Source organism: Pseudomonas sp. RC2C2 (genome assembly GCF_018390435.1).
GTDB classification, from domain to species: domain Bacteria; phylum Pseudomonadota; class Gammaproteobacteria; order Pseudomonadales; family Pseudomonadaceae; genus Aquipseudomonas; species Aquipseudomonas donghuensis.
Genome location: NZ_JAHBAX010000002.1, coordinates 839,688 through 852,209, shown reverse-complemented (window position 1 = coordinate 852,209; position 12,522 = coordinate 839,688). Strand labels below are relative to the sequence as shown.

Below are 12,522 nucleotides of genomic sequence, written 5' to 3'. Positions count from 1 at the left end.
ACTCCTCATTCCATCTCGGTCGGCAGCGGACCTGGCAGCTCATCGCCGCGCGAACCGTCGAGCCAGTCGACCTTGGCCATCTTGCGCACCACGACGAATTCGTCGCGGTTGCAGCCGACCGTGCCGTAATAGTTGAAGCCATAGGCCTGTTGGGCATAACCGCCGATCATGTGGGTCGGCTTGAGCACCACGCGGGTGACCGAGTTGTGGTGGCCGCCGCGGGTCTTGGTGGTCTCGGCGCCTGGCACGTTCACGATCCGTTCCTGGGCGTGGTACATCATCACCATGCCTTCCTTGACCCGCTGGCTGACCACCGCCCGCGCGGTCAGCGCGCCGTTGGCGTTGAAGCACTCGATCCAGTCGTTGTCCTCGATGCCGGCCTTCTTCGCGTCGATTTCCGAGAGCCAGACGATCGGCCCGCCGCGGCTGAGGGTGAGCATCAGCAGGTTGTCGCTGTAGGTGCTGTGGATGCCCCACTTCTGGTGCGGGGTGATCCAGTTGAGAACGATCTCGGTCTCGCCGTTGCTGCGCTTGCCTTTCACCCCGGCGATAGTGCGGGTGTTGACCGGTGGCCGGTAGCTCATCAACTGCTCGCCGAACGCCTGCATCCACGGGTGATCCTGGTAGAACTGCTGGCGGCCGGTGATGGTCCGCCACGGGATGTTCTCGTGAACGTTGGTGTGGCCGGCGTTGTAGCTGACATGATCATCCTCGAGCCCCGACCAGGTCGGGCTGGAGATGATCTTGCGCGGCTGCGCCTGGATATCGCGAAAGCGGATCGCTTCGTGGGCCTTGGACAGCGCCAGGTGGCTGTGGTCGATGCCGGTGAACTGCGACAGTGCCGCCCAGGCCTTGACTGCGACATGGCCGTTGGTTTCCGGCGCCAGCGAGAGGATCACCTCGGCGGCGTCGATGGCGGTGTCGATCTTCGGCCGGCCCTGGCTGATGCCCGCCTCCACTTCGCGGTAGTTCAGCTCACCGAGGAACTTCACTTCCTCATCGGTGTTCCAGTTGATGCCCTTGCCGCCGTTGCCGAGTTTTTCCAGCAGTGGGCCAAGCGAGGTGAACTGCTTGTAGATGTTCGGGTAATCACGCTCGACCACCTGCAGGTTCGGCGCATTCTTGCCCGGCTGCGGAGCGACACCGGCGGTTTTCCAGTCGGTGCCGCCAAACGGCTGGGCCAGTTCGCCGACGCTGTCATGCATCAGCGGTACGGTGACCAGGTCCTGCTCGATGCCCAGGTGCCCTTCGGCCATGGCCGAGAAGGCCTTGGCGATGCCTTTGTAGATCTCCCAGTCCGAACGCGATTCCCAGGCTGGGTCAATCGCTGCCGACAGCGGGTGAATGAAGGGGTGCATGTCCGAGGTGTTCATGTCGTCCTTCTCGTACCAGGTCGCGGTCGGCAGGACGATGTCGGAATACACGCAGGTCGAGGACATGCGGAAATCCAGGGTGGTGACCAGGTCGAGCTTGCCGATGGCGCCCTCGTCGACCCATTCGGCCTCTTGCGGCTTGCAGTCGCCGACCTGGCCGATGTCTTCGTTCATCACCCCGTTGCGGGTGCCCAGCAGGTACTTGAGCATGTACTCGTGGCCCTTGCCCGACGAGCCCAGCAGGTTGGAACGCCAGATGAACATGTTGCGCGGGAAGTTGACCGGGTTGTCGGGCTGTTCGCAGGCAAAGCGCAGGCTGCCTTCGTGCAGGCCCTTGACCACGTAGTCCTTGGGCGCCATACCGGCCGCCGCAGCGTCACGGCAGATGTGCAACGGGTTGGTGTTGAGCTGTGGCGCGCTGGGCAGCCAGCCGGCGCGTTCGGCGCGGATGTTGTAGTCCAGGGCGTGTTCGGGGAACTGGCGCTTGTCGGCCAGTGGCGAGAGCACGTCGTGCATGCTCATCTTCTCGTGGCGCCATTGCGAGCTGTGGGCATAGAAGAAACTGGTGCCGTTCATCTGCCGTGGCGGCCGGCTCCAGTCCAGGCCGAAGGCCAGGGGCAGCCAGCCGCACTGCGGGCGCAGTTTCTCCTGGCCGACGTAGTGGGCCCAACCGCCACCGGTCTGGCCGACGCAACCGCAGAGCATGAGCATGTTGATCAGCCCGCGGTAGTTCATGTCCATGTGGTACCAGTGGTTCATCGCCGCCCCGACGATGATCATCGAGCGGCCACGGGTCTTGTCGGCATTGTCGGCAAACTCGCGGGCGATCTGGATGGCCTTCTCGCGGCTGACACCGGTGATCTGCTCCTGCCAGGCCGGGGTGCCGGGCACGCTGGCATCGTCATAGTCGCGGGCGACGTTGGCGCCACCCAGGCCACGGTCGATGGCAAGGTTGGCCGCCGACAGGTCGAACACGGTCGCCACCTTGACCTGGCTGCCGTCGGCCAGGGTCAGGCTGCGCACCGGCACGCGGCGGTACTGCACCGCATCGCCGGCGACATGCTGGAAGTGCTCCTGGCTTTCACCGGCGAAATACGGGAAGGCCACTTCCGCGACATCGCCGCCAATCAGGCTCAGGGTCAGGTCGATCTCGCGGCCCTCGCCGCCTTCACGGGCCAGGATGTTCCACTTGCCCTGCTCGCCCCAGCGATAGCCGATCGAGCCCTGGGGCGAGACCAGCTCGCCGCCGGCATCGACGGCGATGGTTTTCCATTCCGGGTTGTTGTCCTGGCCGAGGTTGTCGGCCAGGTCCGAGGCGCGCAGGAAGCGGTCCGGCTGGTAACCGTTGCCCGGTGCGGTACCGAGCATCGGCTTGAGCAGCACCAGCACCGGCAGGTCGGTATAGCGCTTGGCGTACTCGGTGAAGTAGGCGCTTGGCTGGTCCAGGTGAAATTCTTTGAAGATCACATGGTTGAAGGCCTGGGCCAGGGCGGCGTCAGTGCCCTGCTTGGGGTTGAGCCAGAGGTCGGTGAGCTTGGCCACTTCCGAATAGTCGGGGGTGATGGCCACGGTCTTGGTGCCCTTGTAACGCACTTCGGTAAAGAAGTGCGCGTCGGGGGTGCGGGTTTGTGGAACGTTCGAGCCCCAGGCGATGATGTAGTTGGAGTTGTACCAGTCGGCCGACTCCGGCACGTCGGTCTGTTCGCCCCAGACCATTGGTGAAGCCGGCGGCAGGTCGCAGTACCAGTCGTAGAAGCTCAGGCAGGTGCCGCCCAGCAGCGACAGGTAACGGGCACCGGCGGCGTAGCTGACCATCGACATCGCCGGGATCGGCGAGAAGCCCACCACCCGGTCGGGGCCGTACTGCTTGATGGTGTAGACGTTGGCGGCGGCGATGATCTCGGTGACTTCATCCCAGCTGGAGCGAATGAAGCCGCCCATGCCGCGCTTGCTCTTGTAGCTGTCAGCCTTGGCCTTGTTCTCGACGATGGACGCCCAGGCCTCGACCGGCGCCATGCTCTGGCGCGCCTCGCGCCACAGCTTGAGCAGCGGCTTGCGGATCTTCGGGTACTTCAGGCGGTTGGCGCTGTAGATGTACCAGCTGTAGCTGGCACCGCGCGGGCAACCGCGTGGCTCGTGGTTGGGCAGATCGTTACGGGTACGCGGGTAGTCGGTCTGCTGGGTTTCCCAGGTGATCAGGCCGTTCTTCACGTAGATTTTCCACGAGCAGGAGCCGGTGCAGTTGACCCCGTGGGTGGAGCGCACGATCTTGTCGTACTGCCAGCGCGAACGGTAGACGTTCTCCCAGTCGCGCGACTCCTTGCGGGTCTCGCCATGCCCCTGGGCAAACTCGCCTTGCTTGCGGTTGAAGAACCGCAGTTGATCCAGTAAATGACTCATGGTGCTTTCCTCTCAGGCTTGCTGCGGGGTTCTGTGCCCCGCCCGTGCAAGATGTGAATTCGGGGTCATGTCAGCAGGGCGTCGCGGCGCCTTTACGCGCGTACCACCACCAGGTCACGACGATGCAGCTCAGGTAGAAGCCGACGAACATGTAGAAGGCCATCTGCGGGCCACCGGTCAGGGCCATGGAAGAGCCAAAGGTCTTGGGAATGAAGAACGCGCCGAAAGCGCCCATGGCCGAGCTGAAGCCGAGCACCGCGGCCGACTCCTTGCCGGCGTCCTTGAGCGCTTGTTCGCGGGCGGCGGCGCCTTTGCCGCTGGCGGCTTTTTCGTGCAGGGTGCGGAAAATCACCGGGATCATGCGAAAGGTCGAACCGTTGCCGATGCCGGTGGTGATGAACAGCAGCATGAACATGCCGAGAAAACCGTAGAAGTTGCCGCTCTCGCCCTGCGCGGGGATGAACGCCAGCACACCGAAGACCATGACGATCATCAGCACGAAGTTCCACAGGGTCACCCGCGCACCACCGAGCTTGTCCGCCAGCCAGCCGCCCAGCGGGCGTACCAGGGCGCCGACCAGCGGGCCTAAGAAGGCAAAGGTCAGGGCGTTGACCTGCGGGAAGGCGGTCTTGATCAGCAGCGGAAAGGCTGCCGAGAAGCCGATGAACGAGCCGAAGGTGGCCAGGTACAACCAGCACATCAGCCAGTTGTGCTTGCGCTTGAAGATCACCGCCTGCTCGCTGAACGAGGCCTTGGCGCTGGACAGGTCGTTCATGCCGAACCAGGCCAGCAAGGTGACCAGGATAATGAACGGCACCCAGATGAAGCCTGCGTTCTGCAGCCACAGTTGGCCACCGTCGGCGAGCGCCTGCGGCTGGCCACCGAACGCACCGAACAGGCCGAAGGTGATCACCAGCGGCACGCAGAACTGCATCACCGAGACGCCGAGATTACCCAGGCCGGCGTTCAGGCCCAGGGCGGTGCCCTGCTGCGACTTGGGGTAGAAGAAGCTGATGTTGGACATGCTCGAGGCGAAGTTGCCGCCGCCAAAGCCGCACAGCAGCGCAATCATCACGAACACGCTGTAGGGCGTGCCCGGGTCCTGCACGGCAAAGCCCATCCACAGCGACGGCGCCAGCAGCGAGGCGGTGCTCAGGGCGGTCCAGCGGCGGCCGCCGAAGATCGGCACCATGAACGAGTAGAACACCCGGAAGGTCGCCCCCGACAGCCCCGGCAAGGCCGCCAGCCAGAACAGCTGGTCGGTGCTGAAGCTGAAGCCGATGGCATTCAGGCGCACGATCACCGTGCTCCACACCATCCACACGGCAAAGGCCAGCAGCAGTGCGGGGATCGAGATCCACAGGTTGCGGGTAGCGGTCTTTTTGCCGCTACGGCCCCAGAACGCGGGATCTTCCGGGCGCCAGTCGTGAATCACCGGGCCTTTGTCAGGCGTGTTAAGAACCGACATGGTCTTCTCCTTGGGCAATGCTGGAAAACGGGGACGCGGTCGCTGGAGGCTGTTTGCCCAGCAGCGGGCGCTTGCGGATTTCGCTGAAGTACATCCAGGTGAGCGACACCCAGACCACGCCGTACATCAACATGAAGCAGGAGGAGCGCACGCCGGTGAGGTCGACCAGCGCGCCGAACAGAATCGGCAGGATGAAGCCGCCCAGGCCGCCGGCCAGGCCGACGATGCCGGACACCGCGCCCATGTTGTGCGGGTAATCGTTGGCGATGTACTTGAACACCGAGGCCTTGCCGAAGGCGAAGGCGATGCCCATGACGAACAGCAGCACGGTGAACAGCGCCGGGTTCAGGCCGATGTGAAAGTCCAACGGGCCGTTGATGGTCTGCACCTGCAGCTGGGTTTGCGGGTACGACAGCAGGAACAGGCAGATCCAGCTGACCCACAGCACCCACCAGGTCACGCTCTGCGCGCCCCAGCGGTCGGACATCCAGCCACCGACGGCGCGCAGCACCCCGCCCGGCAGCGAGAAGCAGGCGGCCAGCAACGCCGCGCTTTGCAGGCTGAAGCCGTATTCCTGGACGTAGTACTTGGTCATCCACAGCGCCAGGGCCACGTAACCGCCGAAGACGATCGAGTAGTACTGGCAGTAGCGCCACACCGCAGGCTCGGCCAGGGCCTTGAGCTGTTCGCCCAGGCTCGCCCCCGAAGCGCTGCGGTGGGCCTTGTTGTCGGCACTGAGAAACCAGAACAGCAAGGCAGTGATGAACAGGATGGCGCTGAACACCTTCGGTACCAGTTGCCAGCTGCCGGCGGCAATCAACGCCGGGGCGAGGAACTTGGTCACCGCCGCCCCGGCGTTGCCGGCGCCGAAGATGCCCATGGCCAGGCCCTGGTTGTCCTGCTCGAACCACTTGGCGACATAAGCGATGCCGACCGAGAACGAGCCACCGGCAAGCCCGACGAACAAGCCCAGGACCAGGAACTGCCAATAGGCGCTGGCGTGGCTGATCAGGTACAGCGGCAGCACGCAGGCCAGCATCAGCAGAAAGAACACACTGCGCCCGCCGAAGCGGTCGGTGAGCATGCCCAGCGGCAAGCGCACCAGCGAGCCGGTCAGCACCGGGGTGGCGGCCAGCAGGCCGAACTGGGTTTCGTTGAGCTGCAGCAGTTCCTTGATCGGCACGCCGAGCACGGCAAACATCATCCAGACCATGAAGCAGACGGTGAAGGCCAGCGTACTCATGCCCAGCACCAGGCCTTGGCGTATTCGCGGTTGAGTCATCTTGGGTCTCCAGTCAGGTAGCCATGGCCGGCAGACTAGAGAGGCAAACCCCGAGAAAACTTGACCCCGATCAAAGAAGCCCTGGCACCCCTGGGCCTATGCTTGTACTGCCTACCTCCAACGAGGTAGCACCGAAAAACCTCTAAACCCTTTGTTTATCAGGGTGTTGCCAGTTTCCCACCGGGCTTGGCGGTAAAACTGGCGGTTGAAAACTCTTTAGAGGTAGAGCGCCAGGGACAGGCTGCGAAACGATCAGTTGCAACACCCTGGAGTGCTCCATGTACCGTTTTCCCCTCCTCACCCCTGGCCCGCGTCCATGATCGGCTGGCTGCGCAGCTCGTTGCCCGCGCGCGCGGGCCTGGCGGTGATTCTGATCGCCGTGCTGGCCCTGGCCAGTTCGCTCAGTGCCGGCCTGATCGCCTGGTTCAGCCAGGGCGATGCCGCCGCCATCAACACCGCCGGCTCCGTGCGCATGGAGACCTACCACCTGAGCTGGAAGCTGGCCGCCGGCGCCGAGCGCGCCGACCTCGAACGCATTCGCGACAGCCTGCAGCAGCGGCTCAACAGTCAGGCGCTCATAGCCGTGCTCGAAGACGGCAACAACCTCGAGCTGCAGGCCAGCTACCAGCAATTGCAGCAGTACTGGCAGCAGACCCTGCTGCCGGCCTTGCAACGTGGTGACGCCACGGCTTTTCAGGCCAGTACCCTGCCCTTCGTCAACCAGCTCAATCAGTTCGTCAACCTGCTGCAGCGCCAGAGCGAACACAAGCAGGGCTGGCAACAGGTGATCCAGGGCGCGGCGCTGTTCACCACCATGATCGTCCTGCTGTTCGGCCTGTACGAGCTGCAATACAACGTCATCACACCGTTGAAAGAGTTGGTGGACGCCACCCAGCGCTTTCGCCGCGGCGAGTTCCAGGCGCGGGTCAACCACCAGTCCGAGGACGAGCTCGGCGAGCTGGCCACCAGTTTCAACGCCATGGCCGAGACCATCGAACAATCCCACCGCACCTTGGAAACCCAGGTCCGGCAAAAAACCCTCAACCTGCAGCAGGCCAACGCCGCCCTCGAGCTGCTGTACCAAAGCAGCCGCAGCCTGGCCACCCGGCTGGCCAACGCCGAGGGCCTGGATGAGCTGATCCGGCGCTTTCAGCAACGCTTGCCGGGCCTGCGCCTGTCGCTGTGCCTGCAAGGCCAGTTACAGGCCCCGGCCCAACAACTGCTGGCCCTGCATGGCGCCGACAGCCGCAAGATCTGCGCCAGCAGCGATTGCGCCAGCTGCCAACGCCACCAGCGCACCCACCATCACACGTTCAGCATCAGCAACCAGGGCAGTACCCTCGGTGAGCTGAAGGCGCACTTTATCGACGGCCACGAGCCGCAAGCCTGGGAGACCGAGCTGATCCAGGCCCTGGCCAACCTGATCGGCACCTCGCTGTCGCTCAAGCGCCAGCGTGAACAGGACCACCGCCTGGTGCTGCTCGAAGAGCGCGCGATCATCGCCCGCGAACTGCACGATTCCCTGGCCCAGGCGCTGTCGTACATGAAGCTGCAGGTCAGCCGCATGCAGACGTTGATGCGTCGTGGCGAGCCGGTGGCGACCCTGGAGAACGTCACCGCCGAGCTGCGCGAAGGCCTGAACAACGCCTATCGCCAGTTGCGCGAACTGCTCACCACCTTCCGCCTGCAGATTCACGACGCCGGCCTTGTGCAGGAGCTCAAGGACACCGCCGAGGAGTTCTCCCGCCGTGGCGAATTCCAGGTGCACCTGCACGTCGACAGCCTGGCCTTCGAGCTGTCGGCCAGCGAGCAGATCCACATCCTGCAGATCACCCGCGAGGCGCTGTCCAACTGCCTGCGCCATGCCCATGCGCAGAACGCCTGGCTGCAATTGCGCCAGTATGGCGAAACCGTCTGCCTGTCGATCGAGGACGACGGCCGTGGTTTCAGCGGCACCCACGACCTGCGCGAACACCACGGCCTGAACATCATGGACGAGCGGGCCCGCAGCCTGCGCGGCCAGTTGCAGATTGTTGGCCGGGAGCCGCAAGGCACCCGGGTACAGATGGAATTTCGCCCGGAGTTTCTCGGGCACCTGACAGAAGGTAACCCTGCATGACCCCCTCCCCGCGCTACCGAATCCTGCTGGTCGACGACCACCCGATGATGCGCCGCGGCATCCGCCAGATGCTCGAACTGGAAGACGACTTCGAGATCGTCGGCGAAGCCGGCCACGGCGAAGAAGCCCTGGCCCTGATCCCGGCGCTGCAACCGGACCTGGTGCTGCTGGACAACAACATGCCGCAGATGAACGGCATCGAAACCCTGCGCCATCTGCGCAGCCAGGGCTTTGCCGGCAAGGTGCTGCTGTTCACCGTGTCCGATGCCGAGGACGACATTCGCGACGCCCTGCGCCTGGATGCCGACGGTTACCTGCTCAAGGACATGGAACCGGAGCTGTTGATCCAGTATATCCGCGACGCCATGAACGGCGCCCTGGTGATCAGCCCCGGGCTGACCCGGGTGATGGCCCAGGCCCTGCGCTCACCGCCGCGCCAGCCGGAGGTGGAGCTGACCGAGCGCGAGCGCCAGGTGCTCAAGACCATCGCCAGCGGCTACAGCAACAAGGTCATCGGCCACAAGCTGGGCATCACCGAGGGCACGGTCAAGGTCCATGTGAAAAACCTGCTGCACAAGCTCGGCCTGCGTTCGCGGGTAGAGGCGGCGGTGTGGGCCATGGAGCATCTGCGCCAAAGCGCCTGAGCCCCTGTTGCAGATGCCCCTTTGGAGGTAGACCGGCGGAGGCATAGGCCGCCGGCGTCGGGGGTTTTACCATAGGCGCCAGCGGAGGTACGCCATGCTGACCCACCCTTCTACCGTTCTGGTTTTACGTCGTCATCACTTGTTCAGCCAACTGCCGGACAACGTTTTCGAAGCCGTCTGTGGCCTGGCCATGCTCCGGCGCCTGAGCTGCCATGACACGCTCATGCACCAGGGCGACCCGGCCAAGCGCTTCTTCTTGCTGGTCAGTGGCCAGATCAAGCTGTACCGGCTCAGCGCCGAGGGCCAGGAACATCTGGTGGAGATCATCCAGCCGGGCCAGACCTTTGCCGAAGCGCTGCTGTTCAGCCAGGCGCGCAGTTACCCGGTGACGGCCACGGCGCTCAAGGACTGCGTGTTGATCAGCATCGATGGCGCCCATTACCGCAATGCCCTGGAAGACCAGCCACAGGTGTGCCTGGCCATTCTGGCGAGCATGAGCATCCACCTGCACCAGCGTCTCAGGGACATCGACACCCTGACCTCGGCCAGCGCCAGCCGCCGGGTGATCAACTTCTTGCTGCAGGAATGCGACCCCGACAGTGGCCGGGTCGAGTTGCAGGTGTCCAAGCGCCTGGTGGCCTCCAAGCTGGGCATCCAGCCAGAGACCTTTTCGCGCACCCTGCACCGTCTGGTGGAACGCGGCCTGATCGCCATGGAACGGCGCAGCATCCACATCCTCGCCGCCGATGAGCTGGCCGGTTACTCGGGTTAGCCCCAGTAGCCGGCCCTGCCCTCAACTGGCCGCCAAGCCCTTGCCGGCTCTTTCCAGGTTGCGCCACAACCACACCGGCAACACCTCGGGGTCGAGGCTGTCGATCAGGTTCTTCAGGGTCAAACCCAGCTCGGTGTCGCCCTCGATCACCAGGCGGCGGCGGAAGAACAGCGTGTCCGGGTCCTCCTGACGGCTGGCCAGCAAGAGAAACTCGCGCCAGTTGCCGCGAATGGTGACATCGGCCTTGGCCCGCTCGGCGATCTGCAGGCCATCGCGGTTGCGGGTCAGGTACCAGGCCAGGTCCAGGTCGGGAATCCGCAGGCACAACCAGCGCCCGCGCAGCAGGTCGAACTCACCGTCGCGCAGGGGCTCGGCCAGGCAGCGATTAAGCGCCTGCTGCAAAGCAACCCGCTGAATCACGAACGGCACCCGACGGATCAGCGGCAGCACCCGGTCGGCACCTTTCAACAGCCATTGCGTGCGGTTCAGCACAGGCCCACCTCCTCGACCCGCAACATGCCCGCCTGGCCGTGCCAGTAGCCGTTGCAACCTTCGACAAACAACGGCGGCGCCTCGCCCTGGCGCACCCGGGCAAAGGCCTGAACCACCTCGACCATGCCCTGGGCCCGCGGGCTCAGGCGCAACAGGTCGGCGCCGCAGGCCTCAAGCCCCGGGTAGTCGGCCAGCAAGTTGGTGACCTCGGCCGACATGGTCTGGATGCCGTTCAGGGTGAACAGCGCCTGGCCTTCCTGGCTACTCAGGGCCAGGCCGTCGGGGTAGTTGATGCAGCAGAACTGGCAGTCGTCCTTGGGCCGGTTTTCGGCACGGGCGGTAAAACAGCGCGCCGAGTAAGCCAGCGGCAGATGCCCATAGGCAAAGACTTCAACCTCAGGCAACTCACGGTTCAACTCAACGGCCTGGTCGAGCACCGCGCGGATCAGTGTGGCCGAACACTCCACCGGCGGCACCCAGCGGATCATCCCGCAATCGAGCAGCTTAGCCAACGCGTGGCCGTTGTACAGGTTGAGCGCGGGGCCGGCCACGAACGGCAGCTTGCGCTCGGCCAGGTACTGCACCGCACCCATGTCGTTGGCCTCCACCAGCAGCTCGCCGTTGTCGCACAAGCGGCGCAGGCTGGAGAGCTCGGAAGCGGCTTCGATCAGGGTCAGGCTCGACAACACGATCTGCGCCGGGCTGCAGGCCTGCAGCTCGCGGCCCAGACCAAGCCAGTGATCGAGGTTCATGGCCCGGCGTTTCGAGCACACGGTTTCCCCCAGATAAATCACATCCAGGGGCAAGGTCGACATCTCGCTGTAGAAACGCCCCAGTTGTTCCTTGTCCCAGTAATACAGGACGGGTCCCAGGCTGAGCTTCATGTCCAGTCCCTCATTGCCATGATCGATGGTAAGCACCCAGGGTGGTCTGGCTGCCTTCGGACAAACCGGCCAGCACCTGACGCCACTGGTCCTTGACCGTGAAGCGTTGCGGTGCCAGGCGATGGGCGTCGAGCGCGGCACGCCAGACCTGGGTGACCTGCTCGACATAGGCCGGGCTGCGCTGGCGGCCCTCGATCTTCACCGCCTCGACGCCCATGGCGGCGAGTTCCGGCAGCAGGTCGAGGGTGTCGAGGCTGGTGGGCTCTTCCAGGGCATGGAAGCGCTTGCCATCCACCAGGAAACGGCCCTTGCACAGGGTCGGGTAACCGGCCGGCTCGTCGGGTTGATAGCGGTCGATCAGCACTTCGCTCAGGCGTGCACTCAAGCCCTCGGCGTCTTCGCTCCAGCGCACCGCCTTGGCCGGCGAACAGACGCCGCACAGGTTCGGCGACTCGCCGGTGATGTACGACGACAGGTGGCAACGCCCTTCGGCCATGATGCACAGGCTGCCGAAGGCAAAGACCTCGATGGGCACCGTGCTGTTGGCTGCCACCTGGCGTACCTGGGCCAGCGACAGCACCCGTGGCAGCACGGCGCGGCGGATGTTGTAGTGCTGGGCGTAGAACGCCAGGGCGCTGGCGTTGGTGGCCGAGCCTTGCACCGAGAGGTGCAGGCTCAACTGCGGGTGGCGCTGGGCCGCATAGCCGAGCACACCCGGGTCGGCGGCGATCAGGGCATCGACACCATGGTCGGCGGCACGGTCGACCGCGCGCTGCCAGCGTTCCCAACCCTGGGGTTGCGGGTAGGTGTTGACCGCGACATAGAGCTTGCGTTGGTGTTGGCGGATATGGGCAACAGCGGCGTCGAACTGCTTGTCGTCCATGTTCAGCCCGGCGAAATGCCGGGCGTTGGTGTCGTCGCGAAAACCGACGTAAACAGCATCGGCGCCTTGGCGCACCGCGGCTTTAAGCGCAGGCAGGTTGCCTGCCGGGCAGACCAGTTGCATGGGGTTTCCTCATCAAAGAAGCTGCTGCCATGCGCCTGCGATGCACAACACGAGCAGGCTCGGAGCAATCGAAAAAAGCGCT

The 12,522-nt window shown here is 64.5% G+C and carries 9 protein-coding genes; 3 read left to right on the top strand and 6 right to left on the bottom strand.

The features are described from left to right. Positions 1 to 5: 5 nt before the first annotated feature. The 3 genes from KHO53_RS22560 to KHO53_RS22550 form a co-directional block, all read right to left on the bottom strand. Positions 6 to 3,773: a nitrate reductase subunit alpha gene (locus tag KHO53_RS22560; protein ID WP_213570896.1), complete on the bottom strand. Its 3,768-nt coding sequence runs from the start codon at positions 3,771 to 3,773 to the stop codon at positions 6 to 8. Positions 3,774 to 3,843: 70 nt separating this feature from the next. Then, on the bottom strand, positions 3,844 to 5,241 hold the full coding sequence (locus tag KHO53_RS22555) for a NarK family nitrate/nitrite MFS transporter (RefSeq protein WP_036995877.1): 1,398 nt from the start codon (positions 5,239 to 5,241) through the stop codon (positions 3,844 to 3,846). Then, positions 5,228 to 6,523 (bottom strand): MFS transporter, encoded by a 1,296-nt coding sequence (locus KHO53_RS22550; protein ID WP_010221942.1) that lies wholly within the window; start codon positions 6,521 to 6,523, stop codon positions 5,228 to 5,230. The genes KHO53_RS22555 and KHO53_RS22550 overlap by 14 nt, the downstream gene beginning before the upstream one ends. Positions 6,524 to 6,839: 316 nt before the next feature. On the opposite strand from KHO53_RS22550, the gene KHO53_RS22545 reads away from it, so the two are divergent. The 3 genes from KHO53_RS22545 to KHO53_RS22535 all read left to right on the top strand — a co-directional run bounded on the left by KHO53_RS22545 (position 6,840) and on the right by KHO53_RS22535 (position 10,058). Beyond that, on the top strand, positions 6,840 to 8,642 hold the full coding sequence (locus KHO53_RS22545; RefSeq protein WP_010221940.1) for a HAMP domain-containing protein: 1,803 nt from the start codon (positions 6,840 to 6,842) through the stop codon (positions 8,640 to 8,642). Then, on the top strand, positions 8,639 to 9,286 hold the full coding sequence (narL, locus tag KHO53_RS22540) for a two-component system response regulator NarL (protein WP_010221939.1): 648 nt from the start codon (positions 8,639 to 8,641) through the stop codon (positions 9,284 to 9,286). The genes KHO53_RS22545 and narL overlap by 4 nt, the downstream gene beginning before the upstream one ends. 94 nt (positions 9,287 to 9,380) lie before the next feature. After that, the gene (locus tag KHO53_RS22535) at positions 9,381 to 10,058 is read left to right on the top strand and encodes a Crp/Fnr family transcriptional regulator (RefSeq protein WP_010221938.1); all 678 of its coding nucleotides are present in this window, start codon (positions 9,381 to 9,383) and stop codon (positions 10,056 to 10,058) included. A 21-nt stretch (positions 10,059 to 10,079) separates the two neighbouring features. On the opposite strand, the gene ubiT is transcribed toward KHO53_RS22535, so the two are convergent. From ubiT to ubiU, 3 genes are read right to left on the bottom strand one after another with little or no spacing between them, the layout of a single operon-like run. Continuing rightward, on the bottom strand, positions 10,080 to 10,550 hold the full coding sequence (gene ubiT, locus KHO53_RS22530) for a ubiquinone anaerobic biosynthesis accessory factor UbiT (protein ID WP_010221937.1): 471 nt from the start codon (positions 10,548 to 10,550) through the stop codon (positions 10,080 to 10,082). Continuing rightward, positions 10,544 to 11,434, bottom strand: coding sequence for a U32 family peptidase (locus KHO53_RS22525; RefSeq protein ID WP_100782687.1), 891 nt, complete (start codon positions 11,432 to 11,434; stop codon positions 10,544 to 10,546). Before KHO53_RS22525 ends, ubiT begins: the two co-directional genes overlap by 7 nt. A 10-nt stretch (positions 11,435 to 11,444) precedes the next feature. Then, the gene (ubiU, locus tag KHO53_RS22520; protein ID WP_010221935.1) at positions 11,445 to 12,440 is read right to left on the bottom strand and encodes a ubiquinone anaerobic biosynthesis protein UbiU; all 996 of its coding nucleotides are present in this window, start codon (positions 12,438 to 12,440) and stop codon (positions 11,445 to 11,447) included. Between the last annotated feature and the right edge of the window lie 82 nt (positions 12,441 to 12,522).

What these genes read in the sequence shown, in the direction of transcription:
- KHO53_RS22560 (WP_213570896.1), bottom strand. Translation starts at nt 3,773, where the DNA reads ATGAGTCATTTACTGGATCAACTGCGGTTCTTCAACCGCAAGCAAGGC.
- KHO53_RS22555 (WP_036995877.1), bottom strand. Translation starts at nt 5,241, where the DNA reads ATGTCGGTTCTTAACACGCCTGACAAAGGCCCGGTGATTCACGACTGG.
- ubiU (WP_010221935.1), bottom strand. Translation starts at nt 12,440, where the DNA reads ATGCAACTGGTCTGCCCGGCAGGCAACCTGCCTGCGCTTAAAGCCGCG.
- KHO53_RS22525 (WP_100782687.1), bottom strand. Translation starts at nt 11,434, where the DNA reads ATGAAGCTCAGCCTGGGACCCGTCCTGTATTACTGGGACAAGGAACAA.
- narL (WP_010221939.1), top strand. Translation starts at nt 8,639, where the DNA reads ATGACCCCCTCCCCGCGCTACCGAATCCTGCTGGTCGACGACCACCCG.
- KHO53_RS22535 (WP_010221938.1), top strand. Translation starts at nt 9,381, where the DNA reads ATGCTGACCCACCCTTCTACCGTTCTGGTTTTACGTCGTCATCACTTG.
- KHO53_RS22550 (WP_010221942.1), bottom strand. Translation starts at nt 6,523, where the DNA reads ATGACTCAACCGCGAATACGCCAAGGCCTGGTGCTGGGCATGAGTACG.
- KHO53_RS22545 (WP_010221940.1), top strand. Translation starts at nt 6,840, where the DNA reads ATGATCGGCTGGCTGCGCAGCTCGTTGCCCGCGCGCGCGGGCCTGGCG.